The sequence below is a fragment of the bacterium 336/3 genome, from assembly GCA_001281695.1.
Classification (GTDB): domain Bacteria; phylum Bacteroidota; class Bacteroidia; order Cytophagales; family Thermonemataceae; genus Raineya.
Genome location: LJIE01000001.1, coordinates 533632 through 555922 on the forward strand (window position 1 = coordinate 533632; position 22291 = coordinate 555922).

Sequence of the window (22291 nt, forward strand, 5' to 3'; positions counted from 1 at the left end):
GCCCTATAAAAGGGCTTCATGTTATTTACTATTCATTAAAGTTTCTATTTCATCAGCTTCAATGGGGATATTTTCCATAAGGTCAATGTTTCCATCTTCTGTAATCAAAATATCATTTTCTAAACGAATACCCAAACCTTCTTCAGGAATATAAATGCCTGGTTCGCAAGTGAAAACCATACCTGCTTCAAAAGTATGATATTTGCTACCCACATCATGTACATCTAAACCTAAAAAATGAGATGTTCCATGCATAAAATATTTTTTGTATAGAGGATAATCAGGATTTTGCTTTTCTACCTCATGTTTATGCAATAAACCAAGTCCAATGAGTTCACTCTCCATCATTTTACCAACTTCTTTGTGATATTTGTCCCAATTATTACCTTTTACAAGCATAATTTTAGCTGCTTTCATAACTCTCAAAACAGCATTATATACATCTTTTTGACGTTGGGTAAAACGTCCACTAACTGGGACACAACGAGTAAGGTCAGAAGCATAATTAGCATATTCAGCAGCCACATCTAACAAAATTACATCACCCTCTTTACATTGCTGATTGTTTTCAATATAATGTAAAACGCAAGCATTTTTACCAGAGGCAATAATAGGTGTATACGCAAAGCCTCTTGAACGATTGCGTAAAAACTCATGAGATAACTCAGCTTCAATCTCATACTCCCAAACGTTGGGTTTGATAAAATTTAAAAGCCTTCTAAAACCTTTTTCAGTAATTTGGCAGGCTTTTTTCATTAGAAAAATCTCCCAAGTAGATTTTACAGCTCTCAAGCGATGCATAATAGGAGCTAAACGCTTGTAATTGTGTAAAGGGAATTTTTCTTTACAATATTTAATAAATCTTGCATCACGAGTTTCTACTTCTACAACAGCTCTGGTATGTTCATTAGTATTCAGGTAAATATTTTCAGATTCAAAGGCAAGCAAAGCAAATACTTTTTCAAACTCTGAAAGCCAATAAATTGTCTGGATGCCTGAAACTTCGTGAGCTTCTTGTTTGGTAAGTTTATGTCCTTCCCAAGTAGCAATATGCTCATTGGTCTCTTTGATAAATAAAATTTCACGCATTTTTTTATCACGAGCATCTGGGCAGATAATTAAAATGGTTTCTTCTTGGTCTGCACCTGTCAAATAGAACAAATCGCTACTTTGTTTAAATGGCATTGTTCCATCAGCACTGGTTGGCATAATATCATTAGAATGGAAAACTGCAACAGATTCAGGAAAAAGGGCATTTGCTACAGTTCTTCTATTTTCAATAAAAAGTTCTTTAGGAATGGGTGCGTATTTCATTGGAAAAAAATTAGATTAAAACTTTTGCTCAATATTAGAGAAAATCATTGAGACATCTTATAGTTCATGTTACTATTTTGTTAAGCTACTTGTTTTTTCAGGTTTTTCAAATAAATTTGGTAAAAATATATGTGAAATCTATGCTTGTAAAAGAAAAAGTAAATCATACCATAGACCAAAGTGATTATATTAGTCGTGATTTGAGTTGGCTCAAATTTAATTGGAGAGTTTTAGACCAAGCGAAAGCTCAACGTAGAAATATTTTTGAAAAACTAAAGTTTTTAGCTATTACAACGTCCAATTTGGATGAATTTTTCACAATTAGAGCTGGTAGTTTGTATAATTACTTGGATTACGGAAAAGAACGTTTAGATTATTCGGGTTTAAAAGGGAGACCTTTTAGAAAAATTCTTTTGGATGAAGCTCATCAATTTGTAGCAGACCAATATGAGGTCTTACATGATTTGGTAGAGCATTTTGAAGAAAATGGATTCAGATTGGCTACTATTCGAGATTTGCGAGATACAGAAAAAGAGCAGGTAGAAAGCTATTTTCGTAAAACTATTTTCCCAATGCTTACACCTATGGTGTATGACAGTCATCATGCTTTCCCTATTCTAAGAGCACAAGTTTTGGTTTTTGGAGTTGTAACTCAATTTGAAGAGAATGGAAAAGCTATCAGAAAAGCATCATTTGTTCAAATTCCTCAAAATTTACCTCGTTTTTTTGAAATAAGAAGAAAAGAAGATGAAGAAGTTTTATTTGTACCTATAGAGACCATTATTCGTTGGCAAATTGGTAAACTTTATAAAAATGTAAAAATCTTATCTGTAGATTTAATCAGAATTACGAGAAATGGAGATTTTACTTTAGATGAAAGTGATGATTTAGAAGCAAACTTTATCAATGAAATCAGAAGTAAAATTAAAACTCGTAGAACAGGTAGGGTGGTAAGAATTGAGGTACTTTCAAAATATTCGGAATGGCTCATGCGTATTCTGAAAGAACGTTGGCAAATTGATGATGACAATATTTTTATTGTTGATAAACTTTTGGATTTGACTTGTTTATGGCAAATTGTAAAACATCCTGAATTTGTAGATGAATTGCCTCCATTAACAGAGCAAGTACCTCCTTTGCGTATGCGTGGCTTTCAGCAAGAAGTAGATTTATTTGAATTACTCAAAGAAAGAGATGTCCTTTTACACCATCCATACAATTCTTTTGAACCTCTCTTAGAGCTTTTGGAGCAAGCTGCTGAAGACCCAAATACTTTGGCTATTAAGATGACTATTTACAGACTAGCTAAAAGCTCTCGAATTACCAATGCTCTCCTTAAAGCTGCTGAAAATGGAAAGCACGTTTCTGTACTTTTTGAATTGAAGGCTCGTTTTGATGAAGAAAATAATATCAGAGAGGCAGAAAGGCTACAAAAAGCAGGTTGTTATGTAGTATATGGAGTAGGAGGGTATAAGACACATACAAAACTCTGTTTAATTGTTCGTAAAGAAGAAGATCAAATTGTTCGTTATGTTCACTTATCGAGTGGGAATTATAATGAGGAAACAGCTCGTATTTATACAGATATGGGTTTACTTACAACAGATGAGGATTATGCAGAGGATGTTTCGGAGTTCTTTAATGTAATTACGGGGCATTCTGTACCAGATTATTATAAGAGTCTCATAACAGCTCCCCGAGAAATGCGTGGACATTTGGTGAGTTTAATAAGAAATGAAGCTGAAAATGCGAAAAAAGGTTTAGCATCTGGAATAGCTATCAAAGTAAATTCACTAGAAGACAAAGAAATTATAGATGAGCTTTATAAAGCTTCTCAAGCAGGGGTATCTATTAAGCTTATCATCAGAGGAATATGCTGTTTAAGACCTAATAGAAAAGGCTTAAGCGAAAATATTGAAGTGCATTCAATAGTAGGTGATTATTTAGAGCATACACGTATATATTATTTTCATAATGAGGGCAATCCAAGAATCTATGGTGGTAGTGCAGATATGATGGTTCGTAGTTTTGATAGACGTTTAGAGTCTTTATTCCTCATAACAGATAAATTCTTGAGAATGCAATGCAAAAATATGCTGGTTTATAATTTTAAGGATAATGTAAACTCTTATGCTTTACAAGAAGATGGTTCCTATATTAAAATCGAACCTAAAAATGGAGAAAAGGCTTTCAATATTCATGAAGAGTTTTATAAAGTTACAGAAGAGATAGTAAAACAAGCTCGATTATTTGACTAAAAAAAGCCTTGCTGATTAGCAAGGCTTTTTGCATGAATAGATAGATGTTCTGTTTCTACTACAATAAAAAAGTAAAAACCGTCTGAAAAATGAAGATTAATAAAAAATAGCTTTTCATAAAATTATAAGTTTTTGATTTGATAGATATTATTGTGGTTGAATATGACTGTCTTGTGAAATAGATGTAGAAACTGTAGGGTTACCATGATAGTTTAGTTCACTGTTTTGTTTAGCTGTAACCATCAATTTCTTTTCTACATGAATATTGGCTTCACTATTACGATTTAAATCAATAATAGCTTCTTGTGCTATCCAATCCCAAGCATTTAGATTAGAAAACGAATCTAAATTTGCTTTAAGAATATTACTTTTTCCACTTAAATGTAAAGAAGCATGATTTTCAAGATTTACTTGTAATTGCTCTGTGAAAGGTAAATCGAACACGCCTTCAGCATAATTAGATAATTTAATTTTATTTAGAATTGGAGCATGAATAATCACTTGAATATTGTCTCTTGTATGTGAAACTATACTTAAAACTCCATTTTTTGAATCTACTTTAGCCAAATTAGAAGAAATGTGTACTTCAAATATATTGGAAGGTTTAAATTGAACTTCTATATGTCCTGAAATCTCAATATCTTGAAATTTCTCTAAGGTAAACTTTTTTAGTTCATCGTAATTTTCTGTAGTTACAATTGTACTATTATCGCAGCCCTCACATTCCAAGCCATTAGAGGTAAAAAACCAGATTTTCTTTACATTTTCACTGTCATAAGATACACTCGAATACAAACTGGTTTTTCTTTGAAAACCTTTAGAGAATGTAAATTTCTGATTATAAGGTATCAGTACTTTTAAAGAAAGATTTTGATCTCTAAATTTTGCATCTTTTTTGAATGTGATATTATTGTCAAAAAATAAGGAGGAATCTTTTTTGGATATTTGGTAATCCACCATTTCTATGTGTTTTAAGGCTTCTTCTTTATTTTTCCCTGCTGATTCCCAAACTTTGATAACTTTAATAGTATTGCCTTCATAACCTTTTACATCGATAAAATCTTCATAATAAAAATCATGTCCTTCTATGGTATTGATAGTAAGTGTGAGGACTTTATTTTTATCTAAAACAAAAACCTCTTCTTTTTCAATAGAATAATCTTTTCTGAAATGAATAGCTGTTTGAGGTATTAGCACAAAAAATAAAACAGTACAAGCAAATGAAGTGGCAGATAAGCCCCAAACCAATGAATTATTGATAAAACGTTTTCTGAAAATTAAACCTAAACCTATTAAAAACATAAGTATGGCTAAACATAATATTCCCAAATAACTAATTAAGGTAATAAAGCTTAAATTTTCGATGCTATTAAGTATTACATTGAGAGGAATATCTTGTCCCCAATAAGCATCCCCATCTATCCAGCGAAAGGCTATCAGAGCAATCAGTGTAGCAACTACCAAACTCAATACAGCAAAACCACTTAAAAAAATGCCTAACGTTTTACCCAAAAACAGACTCGTTTGTTTGAAAATTGTATTTACTTTGGGTTGTAAATATTCTAATACACGAGCTAAGAGATAAAAAGGAGTCATGATAAGTTTGACGATTTTGTTGTCATCCTTTTTATCTTCCAATGCAATTTTTAAATTGTTTTCGATATTGTTGAGTGTAATAGGCTCACCTTTCATGGCAACTTTATCAGTAATTGTTTTGGCAACAGGTACAGCAAACCACCATGTTAGATATATTAAAATCCCAATACCACCCATAAGAGCGAGAACAATAAATAATAAGCGAAAAATGAGTTCACCTCCTCCAAAGTAGGCTGCTAAACCACTGGCTACTCCAGCAATTACTTTATTATCTTCATCTCTGAATAATTTTTTAGTAGAAGGCTCTTTTTCAAGAATAGTGTTGTTGTAAACTTGCTCTTTTATGTTTTCAATTACCTCAAAATCAGTAATATCTCCCATTTGTGTAATAAGAGCTTGTACATCTTCTAAAGTGATGACCTGCTTGTAGGAATCAAGTTTGCCTAAAAATATTTCAGCAATTCTGCTTTCTATATCTTCAACAATTTCTTTGTTGCCTTCGTAGTTAGCAAAATAAGAATTTATCTTACTCAAATATTCTTGAAGCACTTCATAACCATCTTCCTCGATATATAATAAAATGCCTCTGATATTGATACTTAGGTTCTTTTTCATATAGTTAAGCAGTTAATTTTGATTTTTGAATAATTTGTTGTGTGGAGCTAACAAGCTCATCCCAAGTGAATTGTAACTGGTCTAAAAATGACTTACCTGTTTCTGTAATGGTAAAATACTTTCTTGGAGGACCAGAATCAGATTCTACCCACCGATACTCAACCAATCCAGCATTTTTGAGTCTTGTCAGTAGGGGATAGAGTGTACCATCCACAACCATAATTTTAGCACTTGTCAGTTCCTCCAAAATATCTGAAGAATAAATTTCTCCCCTTGCTATAATTCCCAAAATGCAGAATTCTAATATCCCTTTCCGCATCTGGACTTGTGTGTTTTCTAAGTTCATAGACTATGTGTTATAAGGTAGTATGTTATAACTGATACAAATATATAAAAAGGTACTTTGTTATACAAGGTACTTGGTGAAATTTTTACCTAATTATTAAAAAATATTTTTTATTGATTTGATAATGAATATTTTGTATATTGATAAAAAATGATGTAGGTATGAAACCTTTCCTTTTTATTCCAATAATTCTGATTTTGATAAGTTGTCAGCAACAAGAAAAGAAATCGGAAAAGAGTAAACAAGACACAACAAAAACTAAAAACGAGAATATTCTTTTAAAAGAAAAAAAAGTAGAAAGAATACATCCTTTCTTTAAAATGTCTGTTGATATAAAAGGTACAAGATTGGATGTAGAACAGGCGGAATTTCAAGATTGGATTTTTCTAGTAGATAGAAAAGAATTTCTAAAATTCTGTGATACCATTCAATATACCCATTATCCAGTTAGTGAAAGAGCAAAGTATATAGAAAAGTATAGTATTAAGAAAGATTCACTTTTGGTAAAAAGAGATAGTTTAGATTTAATATTTAGCCTTAAAAATGGGAAATTAAAAATTTTAAAGGATAATAATAGATCTGGAGAAGCCTATGTACATTATTATTATCGAGAATATTTACAGGATATAGGCTTCTTTATATGTTTTGTAGCATTGTATGAAGGAGCACATTATTTACTAATTAATGATACTACAGGAGAAGAATTTATGATAAATGGAATACCTCAAATATCACCAAATAAAAAAATGATAGCTACAACTTCTTATGACGCAGGAGGTTATTTTAATGATAGTAGCTTAAATATTTGGTATGTAAAAGGCAAAAAAATAGAAAAATTCTATTCATTTGATACAAGGTTTATTTGGAATTGTGACTGGAGTAGTGATAATCTGCTTAAACTACAAATATTAGCTTCTGGAGATACAAGAGACTGTATAGGAAAAGACCAGCGTACAATTCTATCAAAAGATTGTTATACAGTTTATGATTTGAAAATTAGAGAAACAAAAATAAAATAGCCTATAAAGTTTCTACTAAAATTTTAATATGGATAGGTTTGTCAACTTTTTTATCTGAACGAACAATAAAAGAGGCTGAAGTGAGAGATATATCATTATTTCCTTTTGGGGATTCCCAGCCAATAGCTTGTTCATAAGTGCCACTATCAGCTTTTCTTCCATACCAATAACAATCAGAGTAGATACGATAAATTAGGAAGCCACCTTCTAAATATTTTTTTTCACAATCATAGATACTTTTATCTGTATAATTGTGTAAAAGCCTGATTTCTAACTCTCCTGATTGTTTTTGGGTATCTTGAGAGGAAATTTTTTTGGTATGCAGGGCTTCTAAAAAGGTATTTTTTTTGAGTTTTAATTTCTTTTCAGCTTTCTTTAACTCTTGTAAAGACTCATCTCCAACGCCTATCCAATATGAAATGGATTTGATGGGTTGAGTAGTAGAAATAGAAATAGCTTCATTAAACCATGTTTTTTTATCTTCAAACTTTCGTTCCTGAGTTAAGTAAATAGTCTTCTCAATTATCTGAAATTTAGATGTTTGAGCAAATATATTGGTGGATAATAGTATAAAAAGAATCAATGTTTTCATAGAATCAATGTTTTACCTGCCAAAACTATCATAGTAAGCTGTTGCATGTTTTTCGTAACGCTTAATGAGTTCAATATTTTTAATTTCCAAATCTGTTAGTTCTTTTGATACATCTGTAGAAACGGGAATATACCAATCCACATAAATATCAAAAAAGTCTCTCATTTTACGATTCTTAAATGCATAGCCATGTCTTGCATAAATGGTATTTCTAAGAATCTCTAAATCTCTTTTATACATATTTTCTACATCTTTAGATGTTAGTTGGTGTGTTGATGCATTAAATTTGCTGGCGTCAGGAGTTATTAACTCGCTTTCACCAGATTTTTCGTTATAAGAGTTATAAACAGGAATCATATCAGCAGTAATATTGAGTTTTGGGTCATATTTGAAAGTTTTTTTCTCTAAATTAAGTTTCCTGCCTTCTTTACTTAACTTCTTGTCATAAGGCTTCCAAATACCCTCTATTGCTTTTTTAGAAAGATATAAATCAAATGTAAAAACTCCATCATAAGGATCATTGCCTGCTTCTTTGGCTACAACAGACCAAAGAGTATCTTTTTTGATAAATGTACCTTTAAATTTTCTGTCATTTCCTGCTACCACAGAATGTCCCCAAATAGAGTCTTTTTCTATACGGTCTATGGATAGATTTATTTTATTAGTATATTTTAGTTTTTCCTTTTCTTCAATTTCAATAGCGTTGAAAGAACCCACATAAGACCCATAAAACTCTTGATTCTCTGAATTAATATTGTCTTTTGCTTTTTCAGAGTTTTGAGATACCGCTGTATCCTGCTTTTTATTTTCATCACTTTTCTGAGAAGGAGAGCTATTACAAGCAAATAGAGTTGAGCTAATGAGTAAGCTATATAAAATGTTTCTTTTCATATTTCTTCAAAATTATAATTTCAGCAATAACAAGATTTAAAACCCAGCCTAACCAAGCAACTATTTGATATACATCCATTGGGCGTGGTTGGAACATCGCAACAATAATGTACTTCCATGCTCTTAGTGTGAGAGCAGATAAAGTTAATGAAAAACTCCGTATCATCCATATTTCGTGTGAGATAATTTGATGTTTGATAATACTTGTAGTAGCTTTATATGTATATAAAAACCATAAAACAGCCAATATACAAAAAGCTAACTGTGAGAAAGAACCTCCATTAGCATATATACCAATAATAAAACCTGAAGGAGCAGAAAAAAATAAAATACAAACAATATATAGCCAACCCGCTTTCCTATGAATAGAAGGATGTTTTTTTCGGAGATATTTAGAGAATTGAGTGAAACCAGCTAAAAGTACAAAAACAGAGCTAAAAACATGAATAAAAAATGCTATCCGATAATGTAAAAAATGTATATAATCTTGTTTGATGGCTAAAAAGGCTACATCTAATTTGATTGGAATGTATTGTAGAGTGATTTCAAGCATTAGCCAACACAGATATGCATAAAAAATTAGAATGAACGCATATAATTTCGATTTGTAAAACCATTCAAATATATTTTTGAACACATACATCATACATCTAAACTAACCAAAACCTCATCAATAAAAAAGCTTTTGATAAAAGTTTTAACATCTTCGGGCATATCTGTTATAAAACCTTTTAAATGAGGGTACTTGTATCCTTTATCTACAAGCCCTTCAATAAAACTCACATATACAGCATTCCTGACTTTATCTTCTCCACACTCCAATAAAGTCAAAATATAAGCCTTAACTTTATCAATCAGAAGGTTATCATTTTTGATAAAACCTTCTTCTATCAAAAATTCTGCAAATCTATCAAAAGAATAAAAAACATTATCTTCCTGAAAATTTTCTTTTCCATAGCCATATTCTTTCATTAGAATAGGGAAGTTTTCTAAACAGTAATTATGGACTTGTTCTATATCTATTTTATTTTCTTGATTCATAAAAACTAATAAGCTATAAATTCCCAAATAAGCTTGCCAGTTTGGATATCCAATCCACAAACAGCTCTATTTTGATAAGTGTTATTGATTAAAATAACTTGATTTTTACCAATTTTGCCTGAAAGTTGTGGATATTGTCCATCAAGTTTCTCAAAAGATTCAAAATTAGGCGAAACAAGTTCCCATAAAATTCTCCCTTGATTATTTACACAGGTAATGACCTTTTTAGCATCTTTTTCGATAGACTGATTATGTAGTACTACACAATATTGAGCATTTGAGGCAATTATGTTAGCTTCCAAAAACACTTTGTTGGGAACTAAAACGACTAGTTTTTCATTTCTAATAGACTCATTTCGTTTTTCATCGGAATCTATATTGGCAACACTTTTACTCATTTCCTCCAATCTAGAAATTTCAGAAGCAGATAAATTACGAGCTAATATATATATATGTTGCTTAGTGAGATATAATTGTTGTCTGATATTTTGCTCTTTTCGGGTAAGTCCCCAGAAATGTTTTAACTCAAAGTCTTTACTCGTTGTATCTATGGGGGCATTAAACTTTGAAAGAGCTTCTTCTTTTTGCTTATATTCATTTTCCGCCATTAAAATATTTCTTTCAAAGAAATATAAAAATTGTAAACCATCTTTGGTTGTAATTTGTACACATTGATTACAGTTAGAGGACTTTTCAACCTTTCCAATACCACTTGCCAACTGTGGAAATTTTTTGGAAAGAGTTTCATTGTTTTCTTTAATATCTCCATTATCCACATTTCTTGACTCTAAGCCTAAAAGTTCATTCCCTGCAAAGAAAAAATCATTATACCAGTTAAAGTCACTCATTTGAGAGCCTGCTGTTATAGAGGTTGTCTGTTCACAAGGAATAGACTTTATCAGCTTTTTTTCAATAGGGTCAATAATGTCAATTCTGTAGTCATAACCTCTGTTAAATTTCTTGTTGTAAGTAAAAATCCATATATAAGGTTTATCATTTTTAAAGCCTACCTTTAATGTATTTACTTGTACAGAATAGGGATTGATATTAAACTGTCCTGCATAATAATAATCAGGAATACTATGCTGAAACAGAAATTTTCGGGCTAATTGCCATCCAGTTACTAAAAGGGCAATTGTTAGAATGAGAGAAATACAGCCTTGTTTGGCAGATGCCTTAGGCTTGGGAGTTTTAGGTATTGTCATAAGATTAAATTTTTACTCTTTTTATTAGAGTACCTGTTTGAGAATCTAAGGCAATGAGTTCATTATTAAATGATAAATATATTTTGTTGTCATCAATAGCAAAAGATGTATGAATAAGATTTTTAATAGGAATATTTAGTTCAAATGAACTTTTTTGCCACAACTGTTGTAAATTTGTATGAAGCCCATGAATATAAAATTTTGTGTGTTCAGTATCTTCAAAACTCAATACAATTAGCCTTTTATGTTTGAGCGAAGCACCTAAAAATTTCCCATCCAAAAAATCCATAGAAGAGCTATTTGCTTCTTTTTGTGTTTGTTCTGCTTTAAGCTGTTGTTCATTTTTTATGCTTACTTCTATTTTTTGATTTGTGGGCGTTTTATATATTTTTCTTCTACGTTGCGAATAATCCATCCTAAATTGCTCATAATGATTATACATTACATTATGGTCGTTTATAGCTTCTTGTATTTGCTCTAGTTTCTGATTTTTATCTCGGAAAGTATATTCGTTTTCAATTTTTCCGTAGTTTTTAAAAGTCTCAAAATCTATAAATGACACAAAGCCTTTTTTATCTGTAACTTTTAATAAACCACTAATTTCTTGATAATCAATTGACTCTATACCTTGTGGAAAATAATTTTTGGTCAAAAAACCCTTATCTATGAGTTCAGATTGAAGTGTTATAGAATTTACTTTTACAATCCCTTCAAATCTTTTCCAAGTGTCAAAACTCAAAAAAGCAAAGCCATTATCCAAAACAAATACTTTTTTTATATCTGTAATCAAATCTACGCTTTTGAATTGCTTAAAATCTTTATCTAAAAGAATAAGTTTGCTTTTGGTATAGTCGCCATCTTCGCTAGGATAAAGACTCGTCTGAATGATATATATTTGGCTATCTTTCAGTAAAACATTGGAAATATAGCGTTTTGCAGAAAACTCATGCATCCAAAAAGAAAATGGTATAATGAGACCAGTTAATAAAATAGACAATAAAACGATTTTCAAACCCTTTCTGTTTGAGGTTTCTTTTTTATAAAGGTCTATTTTAGAAGGTTTTTTCATAGAAAAATATATTTGCCTTCTAACCAAACACCAACAGGCTCTATACTTTTAAGTGTACTTACAATAGAAAAATCAGCTTTTTTACCTCCTAGAAGTGCTAAAAGTTCATAAACTTTTTCTTCAGAAAGATAGAGCGTTTTCGAATGACCTTTACTATCCATTAAAAGCCATTGTCCTTGATATTGAATAAGAGATAAGTTAGCTATGTGAGCGGGTACTATGTCTATCCAAGGCATTTTGATAAGAGCATCTGTATAAGACTCTTGCCATTCTTGCCACGACTGTAGCATATGTGGGATTGCAGGAATATCTGTGGAGCTACTTCCTTGACTCTTGATAATGGCTCTTAAGGGATAATTACTGGGATAAAATACCAATTCAGCATTTAAAACAGTACTAGGTACAAGAGAATTTTTGATAGGAGCATTGGCAAATGCAAAATCTAATAACAATGCCATTTTTTTGGTTTTAAAGCCATACAACCACTGTCTTTGTCCAACTAAATTATCTTCTTCTACATTAAAACGTTGTTTAGCTAAAACAAGCCAAGAATCTTTGAAACTTTCAGGAGTAGAGTCTAAAACTTCTTTTTGTGTCTTACTAATACCAATAAGCCCTTTGATATCTTCTTGGAGTAAATCAGGTAAAGCTTCTATATTTTTAAAAGCCTCTAAAAGTAAGTATAAATGAGAGGTTTTTTCTATAAGTTCAGTTTGCCATTGAACAGGTGCTTGAAAGAAATTAATTTGACTTATTTCTTTTACCATTGCAGAAAGCCCTTTAGCTTGTGCATCAATGAGGCGAGTAGAAGTTCTTGTCCAATACTGATAATCTTTTTCGGGAACAGCTAAAAAGCCTGCTCTAAGCATATCTTTGAGCCATAAATCTAACTCTGCAATACCTGCTTGTATTTTATCTAAACGTTCATTTTGGGTTTTTTCTTTGGCTTTGTTTTGTTTGGCAGCCTTTTCAGGACTTATAGGCTCAGCTTCAGCAGTAGCTTTCTTTTCTTCTTTTTGTACTCTTTTATCCATCCAATCTTTTACCCAAGCAGGCTCTTCCTCACTTTTTGTAACAATGCTTGAATCTTTGGCAAATAATAAATAAGCTCCTAATCCATGCTTACAAGGAAATTTTCGACTTGGGCAAGTACATTTAAAAGCTGTGTTATTGAGGTCAATTTGAGTTTTGTAAGTATCTCTTCCACTACCCTGAATTTCCCCCCATAATACTCGGTCATTATAAAACAAATTAACCCATTTTTTTGCATTGGCTAAGTCCCTGCCAGCTTTTAAGGAAGGAGTATCAGGTGAAAGGGCTTCTACTTGTTCTTCAGAAAGTTGATTCATAAATCAAAAAAATACATTAAATGCTTTGAGTAAATATATAAGATTATTTATCAATTTGCAACGCTTTGTCTTCCAATTCTTTTAGTTGCTTAAGATGGTGTCTTAAATGTGTTTCTAAACACCAAACCCATTCAGTTGCAGTAATCATCCCAAAAATAGCATGTTGCCTTTTGTATGTAGTAGAATTTGCTTCTATGGCAGTTTCTACTTTGGGTAGATATTCTAATAAATCTTTAAAAGTTATCTGATAATGCTCAACACCTTGAGAAACGATTTCTGAAGTAGGCTTATATTTTTCTGGAACCTTAATTTTGACAGGAGGGAAACCTCCAAAAGCAAATATTTGTTTGCCTTGCTCTGTTTTTTCTCCTTCAAAGCTACCTTTATCTTCTCTTAAGCAACCTTCTGCTTGCCTTAGAAAATAGGTGCTTGAAGTTACTAAATGCTCGTATAATTGCCCCAAAGACCATGTTTCTTCATCAGATTTATGAGAAAACTGCTCTTGAGAAAACTCTGAAAGTTTATCAAGATAACTATTCAGATGTTCAGATGATTTTTGACTAATTTCTTGAAGAGTAAGCATATAAAAAAAATAAATATTTATGAAAATTTCAATTTATCCACATTTCTTGCTTTTTGTCTATAAAAGAGGTTCTTTTCTTATTCTAAGCCAAATTTCCCATTCCAAGCCCATCATAAGGGTAGCTAAAAGCAAGTGTAAAGGTTGTGCAAATGCAGGAATTGCAAAATAAGCCATGATAACTCCTGTAAGCGTAGCAAATACTAATACAGCCATAAGACCCCAATAGAATTTTTTAATAGAAGCAAAGAAACTTTCCTTTCTTAATTTGTACAATAAAAAGATATTGAAGGCAATAAGGGCTAAAGAGTATGTTCTGTGAATATAAAAACGCCAATCTAAGTTTTCAATCCATAGACTACGTTGGCTATTCCCTATTTGATGAGCTACAACATCCACACTTTCACGAACTTGTGTTCCTAATAACACTTGTACAAATGAAAATGAAATATTTACCCAAAGTAAAACAGAGAGTCCCCAACTAATTTTACGAGATTGAAAAGCATCTGAATTTGCTAAATTCACAGTGTAAGCCATCAATAGAACTTGTACTACTGCCAAAAACATGTGCAGAGTAATCATACCTTGTAAAAGATTGGTAGACACCACAATAGAGCCTATCCAACCTTGAAAACCGACTAAAACTAAAGATAGGAATGATAAAAGTGGAATTATGGGTTTAGTTTTGTAATAACTCAAAGAACTAACTAGAGTAACGATAATAAATAAACCAATTAGAACACCTAAAAGCCTATTTAGATACTCTATCCATGTTTTGCGTACACTGAAATCTTCTTCAATATAAATCGTATCATCATTTTGTACTCTTTCAGCAGCTTCTTTCATCCCTATGGCTTTCAAGAAGCCTACTAAACGTAAGTTTTTTTCTTTACGTTTTTGAGCGTAAATATCTTTATAATTTGTGGGTAATTGGCCAATCTCTGTTGGTGGGATATATTGCCCAAAGCATTTGGGCCAATCGGGGCAACCCATGCCCGAACCTGTACTTCTGACTATCCCGCCTACTAAAATGAGTAAATAAACAGCAATAATGGTAATCCAACTAAATTGAATAAAGAATTTTTTCATAACTATATTTTTTGAATCAACGTTATGAAAGATTTTTTAGTTTTTCATAAACATCTTGAATATTAATTTTCTGTATATCTGTAATGTTTTTACAGAGATTCAAAAGATATTCATTTTGCTTATTCCCTTTTGCTTTTGCAAAAGAATAAGGAAATTCTGGATGAAATGTTACCATTGAATATTTGGAATGATACTCAGGATAAGTATTTTCTAAAATATGCTCCAATTTTCTCATTCGTTGGAACTCCTCGTCATTAACCTTATCTCTCATTTCATAAAAATTTTCAACAGCAAGGTCTGCAATAGCATCTGTATCCTTTTTACGCCTTTCCTGATAAATAGAAAGAATTTTATCCCAATCTTCTTTGTATTCATCAATCAAATCATTGAAAATAATGCAATCTTCAAAAGAAGCATTCATCCCTTGTCCGTAAAATGGTACAACAGCATGAGCCGCATCTCCTAAAATTAAAGTTCTATTTATCACCCAAGGATATGCTTTGAGGGTAGCGAGTACTCCAACAGGATTTTTGAAGAAATCTTCCTCAAAATCTGGCATCAGAGCTAATGCATCAGGAAAATATTTCTTGAAAAATGCCTTTGCTTTTTCATGTGTATCAAGCGTTTCAAAGCTTTCGTCTCCTTTATTTTGTAAAAACAATGTAACTGTAAAACTTCCATTGAGATTGGGCAATGCAATCAATAAAAAGGAATCTCGTCCCCAAATATGTAGAGAGTGTTTGTCTATTAGAAAGCTTTCATTTTGGCCAGCAGGGATTTCCAACTCTTTATAACCATGATCAAGAAAATCAATATTTTCACTAATTTTTTCAGTATCAATCATTTTATGACGAATGATAGAACCAGCTCCATCAGTTGCAATAATTAAATCTGCTTGAGTTTTTGAATTCTTGAAATATACTGTATTTGTTTCAAAATCAATGTCTTGACAGGGAGTCTCAAAGTGAAATTTTACATGTTTATACTTCTCAGCAATACTGATAAGAGCTTCATTCAATCCACCACGAGAAATAGAGTTGATGTACTCAGAGTTATCTTTTCCATAGGGAAAAAATGCTTGATTTCCTTGTAAATCGTGAACCATTCTTCCATGCATAGGAATAGCAAGGGGCAAAATCTGTTCAGTAACCCCCAATTCTTTCAATGCTCTAATACCTCTGTGAGAGAGAGCCAAATTAATAGAACGACCACCTTCATAACCCTTTATTCTGCTGTCTGTACGTTTCTCAAAAACTTCAACATCATAGCCACGGCGAGCCATATAAATAGATAGTAAAGAGCCTGCTAAGCCTCCACCAATGATACATACTTTCATATTTTTAATAGCTTTTTTGTAATCTTCTGATGTATTCTTGCATCTTATGTACTTGTAGTCCATCAGTTGCATAATCAAATATAGAATCTAACAACGATAAAAAGTCGCCACCACTTTGCTCAAATATAGTAGCATTATACTGTATTTCAAAGCCACCTTCTTGCTTCAATTTTACTCCAACACCTGCATGATATAGTTTGGGAGGGCTTTCAATGACAGAGTCCCCTTCATTGTAAATTCTGAAAGTCTTGTTCTTCAGAAAGGAATTATAATTAGAAACAAACAACATATCACCTGATTTTGGTTGTCCGTATGTATAAATACTTTGCACAGATACTCCAATGTCTAAGAGTCTTCTTCCTGCAAGCATAGCTAATGCCCCACCCTGGCTATGGCCTGTAAGCCAAATAGTTTGATTATTATTTCGGAAAGACTGTATTGTTTCCAATGTGAGATTCCATACTTGATCTAATGCTTCCCAAAAACCTCTATGTACATTTCCAGATGAGTAAGTAAAAGGTCGATTATCTAAATTATTTACCCAGTCTTCTAAACTGTCAGCTTCTGTTCCTCTAAAAGCAACAACAATAGTTTTATCATTGCCAGCTACAAATAATTCAGTGTCAAATCCAGACATGGGATGAATATCAATAAAAGTAAAATTGCTATATAGATGTTCAATTTTGGACCGAATATAACTCCCATCATGATAAACTATATCAGAGAGTTCAGCTAAGTGAATAGCATTTTGTAATTCGAAATCAGTGGCAAGATGTTGGAGAGATAGCATAGCAAAAAAGTTTAACATAAAAAAACCTCACTAAGTTATAATTTAGTGAGGTTTTAAGTTATAAAATTTAATTATTTTTTAGAATGAATTTCAACACGACGGTTAGAAGCTTGTTGCTCTTTAGTTTTGTTAGCAGCTTTTACGTCTGTGCTTCCATCAGCAGGTCTTTCTGAACCATAACCAATAGCAGAAATACGATCAGCACCCACTTTCTTGCTCACCAAGTATTTCTTGATAGCATCAGCTCTTTGCTGAGAAAGTTTCTTGTTAGCAGTAGCATTACCTACATTATCTGTATGTCCTTCAATAGAAATCTTAGCTTCAGGGTATTTTTGTAATAATGTAGCTAATTCATCTAATTGAGGGAAAGATGTTTTCAAGATAGTTGCTTTACCAGTTGCAAAGTTGATTTTCTTAGCAATTACTGCTAATTCTTCTTCTTTAGGAGCTTTACGAGGACAACCTTGCTCTTCAACAATACCTGGAACATCTGGACACTTGTCATCTTTGTCAGCGACACTATCACCATCTTTATCAGGACAACCGTTCAATTCTTTTTTACCAGCAGCATCAGGACAAGCATCATCTTTGTCAGCGATACCATCACCATCTTTATCAGGGCAACCTTGTAGTGTGGCTAAACCAGCAGCATCAGGACACGCATCATCTTTATCAGCGATACCATCACCATCTTTGTCAGGACAACCTTGTAGAGCAGCTAAACCAGGTGTATCAGGACACGCATCATCTTTGTCAATTACTTTATCACCATCTTTATCAGGGCAACCTTTTAATTCTTTACTTCCTGCATCTTGAGGACATGCATCATCACCATCAATGATACCATCATTATCTGTATCAGGACAACCAGCAAACTGCTTTAAACCTTTATCATTGGGGCATTTATCTTTTTTGTCAGGAATACCATCACCATCAGTATCAACAGGTTTAGCTAAACCAAAACGGAAACCTGCACGATAGTGCATATAATCTTCAAAATCAAATACATAATTATAACCTGCTTGTACATTTAAAGCAACAGCCTCATCAATCCAATAATTTATACCTACACCACCTTCTGCTAACCCATAAAGATTTCTACGTATATAATTACCGCCACCACCTAAAGTAATATAAGGGTCAAATTTTTTGTCTGTTAAAGGGTGAAATTGCCCTGCAATGCTACCTTGTAAGACGGCAGTGCTTCTACCTGTTGTCTGTAGTTGATCAGGAAATAAATCACTAAAATTGCTAATTTCTACGGCAGCAAACGAAGGAGCTATTTGAATCATTGGATGAACTCTTTTAGTAGCTGTCAAGTAAACCCCCCAATTCCAGTCACTTACACTAAGAGAACGTTTGGCAGGTACTGCAAAATCAAATGCTGTACCACCTACTCCCAAAGTCCAATCAGAACTTTGAGCCATGGAAGCATGCCAGCAAGCGAAAATACCAAAAAATAGTAAAGTTATTTTTCTCATAAGGGTTATTTTTTGTAAAATATCTACATAAACTTATTTGCAATATTAATAAAATATTCTTTTTTACCTAAAAAAACTTTTTTTTTCTATTTTTTGAAAATGCAAAATTTTCTTTGGAATTATATCATTGCTTTTGCTTTTATTTCTAAGTATTTATTAATGGTATTAACAGTTAGATTTTGAGGTTTTGTAAGTACTACTTGAATACCATGTTTTTGAAGTTCCTTTACAATTAATTTTTTTTCAAAAGCGAGTTTTTCTGCGATAGTTTGATGATATATTTCTTCAGTATTTTCTACTTGTGAATTGATAAGGCTATCTAACTCTGTATTATGAAAAAATATAACAACCAAAACATGATGTGCTGCAATTTTTCTCAAAAAAGAAAGTTGCCTTTCCATAGAAGATAAGGATTCGAAGTTGGTATAAAGCAAAATAAGACTTCTTTGCTTTATTTGGTGTTTAATAGTAATATAAAGTTTCTCAAAATTTGCCTCTTTATAAGCTGTCTTTTGTTTATATAATGCTTCCAAGATTTTATTCATCTGCATAAAATCTTTATTAGGGCTTACAAAGCTATCTATTTTATGTCCAAATGTAATTAAACCTGCCTTATCATCTTTTAGTAGGGCAATTTTAGAAATAACCAAAGCCGAATTGATAGCATAATCTAGTAAACTTAAACTCTCAAAAGGCATCTTCATAGTTCTACCTTTATCAATAATGCTATAAATATGCTGTGAACGTTCATCTTGATAATGATTGACCATGAGGTTATTACGTCTTGCTGTAGCCTTCCAGTTGATAGTTCTCATATCATCACCTTGTACATACTCTTTGATTTGTTCAAATTCCCTATTGTTGCCAATTCTTCTTATTTTTTTGATGCCCAGTTCACTTAATCTGTTTGATATAGCGAGTAATTCATATTTCCTGAGTTGTAAAAAGGCAGGATAAACAGGAACAGAAACATTTTCAGAAAAAATAAATTTACGAGCTACTAAGCCCAACAATGAAGATACAAAAACATTTAATCTTCCAAATTCATATTCACCTCTTTTGGTTGGGCGTATGGTATAAGTGATTTTTTTGATTTCTTTGGGATAAAGTGTATCTAATAATTTGAAATCACGTTTTTGTAGTTGTTCAGGAAGCTCATCAATAATCTTGACGTACATAGGAGTAAGATAAGAGCTTTTTAACTCAATATGAATGATATTTTCATCTCCATTAGAGAGTTTCTCACCTGTTTTTCTTTTACCCATAACTTTACCATTGCCTGCATAGAGCAATAAAGCATCAAGCCCTATTAGTCCGATGGTGACTAATACACTAACTTTTGCAGGGGGTAACAAAAAAGGCATTGGAAATGCAGCTATCAAAAATAGCACATTGCCTAAAAGTATAAGAAAGAGGCGATTATTAAGATACAATTTTTTATGAAGCGTTTAAAGTTACAAATATCTCATTTCCTTTTATTTCTACAATGACTATTTTTCGTCCTACATCAATCATTTCCCCCAAAGATTGAACTTCTACTCTTTTTCCATCAAAATCGGCAGTTCCAGTAGGACGTAATACAGATACAGCAACCCCTTGTTGTCCTACATGTAAATCATTGATGGATTTTTGAGAAAGTTTGGAATCGTTTTCTGTATTGAGAGCAAATTTTTTCCAAACACCTTTCTTATAACCTGCATAAAAAGCCAATGACATGACCACGAGAGAACCTCCAGCCAATGACATACCAGCCAATTTTCCATAAATGTCGAAACAATACCAAACTCCAAAAGCTATCATTAAAAAACCTAACAACCCAACAAATGTAGTCCCTGGTATAAAAAGAACTTCTACAATAACAAGGGCTATTCCTGCAATAACAAAAATAGAAATAATAGTAATATCTGACATACAATTTTATGGAGTTTTAAGATTGATAAAAATTAACAACACTATTGACTGCTTTATAAACATCTTCAAAAGTATTGTATAAAGGAACTGGAGCCATTCGAATGACATTTGGCTCTCGCCAATCAGTAATAATGCCCTGTTGCATGAGATATTGATGCAACTTTTTTCCATCTTTTTTAGCAAATAAAGATAGCTGACAACCTCTATGAGGTAATTCTGATGGTGTAATCACGTCTATATATTCTTGAGCATAATTTGTAAGCAAATAGTACAAATAACCTGTTAGAAGCTTACTTTTTGCAACTAAATTATCAAAACCAGCTTCTTTAAAAATTTCTAAAGAAACTTGGTGTACAGCCATTGGTAAGATAGGCTCATTTGATAATTGCCATCCATCCGCTTCTGGAATGGGTTTAAAGCCTTTTTTCATTAAAAAACGTTCTTCTTCTATTTGCCCCCACCAACCCCCGAAACGTGGCAAATTACTTTGATGATGTTTTTTATGAATAAATACTCCTGATACGCCACCAGGGCTCGAATTGAGGTATTTGTAAGAACACCAAACGGCAAAATCTACGCCCCAATCACTCAAATTTAAGGGTAAATTTCCAATGGCATGAGCTAAATCAAAGCCTACCATAGCACCAACTTCATGCCCTTTTTGAGTAATCTTATCCATTTCAAATGCTTGACCAGTATAATAATTTACACCTCCAAACATAATAAGAGCTAATTCATCACCAATATTTTCGATTGTCTGAAGAATATCTGTTGTTTTAAGAGTATGTTCTCCACTTCTGGGAGCTATTTCTACAATATTTTCTTGCGGATTGATGCCCCTACTAATCAGATGTGTTTCTAAAGCATATTGATCAGAAGGGAAAGCCCCTGCTTCCATCAAGATTTTTGTTCTTTTACCTTGTGGTTGGTAAAAACTGACCAACATGAGATGTAAGTTTGTTGTTAAATTATTCATGATGGTTACTTCTGAGCCATCAACTCCCAATAAACTTGCAACCAAGGGTTTTATGGGTTTTCTAAATTGCCACCATGCTTGGTCTCCTTCAAAATGCCCCTCTACACCAAATTTTTCCCATTTGGTTAGCTCTTTTTCAAGAGCTTTTAGGGTGTTTTTTGGTTGTAGGCCCAAAGAATTGCCACAGAGATAAACTACATCTTTATTTTGGTATTGAGGAATAAAAAAGTAATCACGAAAACTTTTTAAAGTATCTTGACTATCAAGTTTTTGGGCAAATGACAAAGAATTTTCGTAAGGTAGCATATATTAATAGAATCCTGAATAATTGTATGTGGTAATATAAACTTTAAAATTAGTTTTAAACAAATTTAACAACTTGTTTGTTTATGAGCAAAATAATACTTTTTTTTAATAAATATTTTCGGCATCTTTGTCTTTTGTGCTTACTATAAATCATGCCATAACTTTATGAAAAAATACGCATTCATTTTATTGATAACATGTTCTTGTGTTTCTACAAAAAAATATAATGCTCTGAAAAGCCAAGTAGATGAAAAAGATGTAGCCCTTACAGAGGCAAAAGCTACAATATTTACATTGAATAAGCAACTGGAAGAAAGCCAAGAAGAGAAAAAAGCTCTTACACAAGATTTACGAAAACTAACTTCTTCTAAGTCTTCAGGTAAAGATAAAGACGAAAAAATCCATTCTTTAGAACAAAAAATAAAAGATTTAGAATCCAAAATTGCTTATCTTGAAAAGAATCAGGGTTCTACCAAAACCAATGGTAAAGACAATAACAAAAAAAAGCCTAAAAATGCTTATTAAGG

The 22291-nt window shown here is 32.1% G+C and carries 18 protein-coding genes and 3 pseudogenes; 3 read left to right on the forward strand and 18 right to left on the reverse strand.

Annotated elements, in window-relative coordinates; translation table 11 throughout:
* Positions 1–21: 21 nt before the first annotated feature.
* On the reverse strand, positions 22–1314 hold the full coding sequence (locus tag AD998_02530; GenBank protein ID KOY85177.1) for an X-Pro aminopeptidase: 1293 nt from the start codon (positions 1312–1314) through the stop codon (positions 22–24).
* Between the two features lie 140 nt (positions 1315–1454).
* Between AD998_02530 and AD998_02535 the strand changes: the two genes are divergently transcribed.
* Positions 1455–3572, forward strand: a complete 2118-nt coding sequence (locus tag AD998_02535; GenBank protein KOY85178.1) for a polyphosphate kinase — start codon at positions 1455–1457, stop codon at positions 3570–3572.
* Positions 3573–3719: 147 nt separating this feature from the next.
* Here the strand turns inward: AD998_02535 and AD998_02540 are convergent, their stop codons facing one another.
* Together AD998_02540 and AD998_02545 are read right to left on the reverse strand one after the other, a co-directional pair.
* Positions 3720–5783: a hypothetical protein gene (locus AD998_02540; protein KOY85179.1), complete on the reverse strand. Its 2064-nt coding sequence runs from the start codon at positions 5781–5783 to the stop codon at positions 3720–3722.
* A gap of 4 nt (positions 5784–5787) precedes the next feature.
* Positions 5788–6129, reverse strand: coding sequence for a PadR family transcriptional regulator (locus tag AD998_02545; GenBank protein KOY85180.1), 342 nt, complete (start codon positions 6127–6129; stop codon positions 5788–5790).
* A 161-nt stretch (positions 6130–6290) separates the two neighbouring features.
* On the opposite strand from AD998_02545, the gene AD998_02550 reads away from it, so the two are divergent.
* Positions 6291–7148, forward strand: a complete 858-nt coding sequence (locus tag AD998_02550; GenBank protein KOY85181.1) for a hypothetical protein — start codon at positions 6291–6293, stop codon at positions 7146–7148.
* Position 7149: 1 nt separating this feature from the next.
* Here AD998_02550 and AD998_02555 read toward each other — a convergent pair whose 3' ends face one another.
* The 15 genes and pseudogenes from AD998_02555 to AD998_02625 all read right to left on the reverse strand — a co-directional run bounded on the left by AD998_02555 (position 7150) and on the right by AD998_02625 (position 21764).
* The gene (locus AD998_02555; protein KOY85182.1) at positions 7150–7740 is read right to left on the reverse strand and encodes a hypothetical protein; all 591 of its coding nucleotides are present in this window, start codon (positions 7738–7740) and stop codon (positions 7150–7152) included.
* 12 nt (positions 7741–7752) lie between these two features.
* Positions 7753–8403, reverse strand: a pseudogene (locus AD998_02560) (hypothetical protein).
* Positions 8404–8608: 205 nt separating this feature from the next.
* Positions 8609–9277 (reverse strand): hypothetical protein, encoded by a 669-nt coding sequence (locus tag AD998_02565; GenBank protein ID KOY85183.1) that lies wholly within the window; start codon positions 9275–9277, stop codon positions 8609–8611.
* Positions 9274–9699: a hypothetical protein gene (locus AD998_02570; GenBank protein ID KOY85184.1), complete on the reverse strand. Its 426-nt coding sequence runs from the start codon at positions 9697–9699 to the stop codon at positions 9274–9276. The genes AD998_02565 and AD998_02570 overlap by 4 nt, the downstream gene beginning before the upstream one ends.
* Positions 9678–10877 (reverse strand): hypothetical protein, encoded by a 1200-nt coding sequence (locus AD998_02575; GenBank protein KOY85185.1) that lies wholly within the window; start codon positions 10875–10877, stop codon positions 9678–9680. The genes AD998_02570 and AD998_02575 overlap by 22 nt, the downstream gene beginning before the upstream one ends.
* Positions 10878–10881: 4 nt before the next feature.
* Entirely contained in the window at positions 10882–11946 is a 1065-nt protein-coding gene (locus tag AD998_02580; GenBank protein ID KOY85186.1) for a hypothetical protein, read from the reverse strand.
* Entirely contained in the window at positions 11943–13295 is a 1353-nt protein-coding gene (locus AD998_02585) for a hypothetical protein (protein KOY85187.1), read from the reverse strand. Before AD998_02585 ends, AD998_02580 begins: the two co-directional genes overlap by 4 nt.
* 43 nt (positions 13296–13338) lie before the next feature.
* On the reverse strand, positions 13339–13878 hold the full coding sequence (locus AD998_02590; protein KOY85188.1) for a hypothetical protein: 540 nt from the start codon (positions 13876–13878) through the stop codon (positions 13339–13341).
* 57 nt (positions 13879–13935) lie between these two features.
* Positions 13936–14964 carry a hypothetical protein gene (locus AD998_02595; GenBank protein ID KOY85189.1) on the reverse strand — a complete coding sequence of 343 codons (1029 nt, stop codon included), beginning with the start codon at positions 14962–14964 and terminating at the stop codon, positions 13936–13938.
* A gap of 22 nt (positions 14965–14986) precedes the next feature.
* Complete coding sequence (locus AD998_02600) at positions 14987–16300, reverse strand: kynurenine 3-monooxygenase (protein ID KOY85190.1); 1314 nt, start codon at positions 16298–16300, stop codon at positions 14987–14989.
* A 190-nt stretch (positions 16301–16490) separates the two neighbouring features.
* Positions 16491–17090 (reverse strand): annotated as a pseudogene (locus AD998_02605) (hypothetical protein).
* Between the two features lie 71 nt (positions 17091–17161).
* Positions 17162–18247: pseudogene (locus AD998_02610) on the reverse strand (hypothetical protein).
* Between the two features lie 443 nt (positions 18248–18690).
* On the reverse strand, positions 18691–20004 hold the full coding sequence (locus tag AD998_02615; GenBank protein KOY85191.1) for a cell division protein FtsB: 1314 nt from the start codon (positions 20002–20004) through the stop codon (positions 18691–18693).
* A 4-nt stretch (positions 20005–20008) separates the two neighbouring features.
* Complete coding sequence (locus AD998_02620) at positions 20009–20482, reverse strand: hypothetical protein (GenBank protein ID KOY85192.1); 474 nt, start codon at positions 20480–20482, stop codon at positions 20009–20011.
* Positions 20483–20498: 16 nt separating this feature from the next.
* Positions 20499–21764: a kynureninase gene (locus AD998_02625; GenBank protein ID KOY85193.1), complete on the reverse strand. Its 1266-nt coding sequence runs from the start codon at positions 21762–21764 to the stop codon at positions 20499–20501.
* A 165-nt stretch (positions 21765–21929) separates the two neighbouring features.
* Between AD998_02625 and AD998_02630 the strand changes: the two genes are divergently transcribed.
* Positions 21930–22289 carry a hypothetical protein gene (locus AD998_02630; GenBank protein ID KOY85194.1) on the forward strand — a complete coding sequence of 120 codons (360 nt, stop codon included), beginning with the start codon at positions 21930–21932 and terminating at the stop codon, positions 22287–22289.
* Positions 22290–22291: the final 2 nt, after the last annotated feature.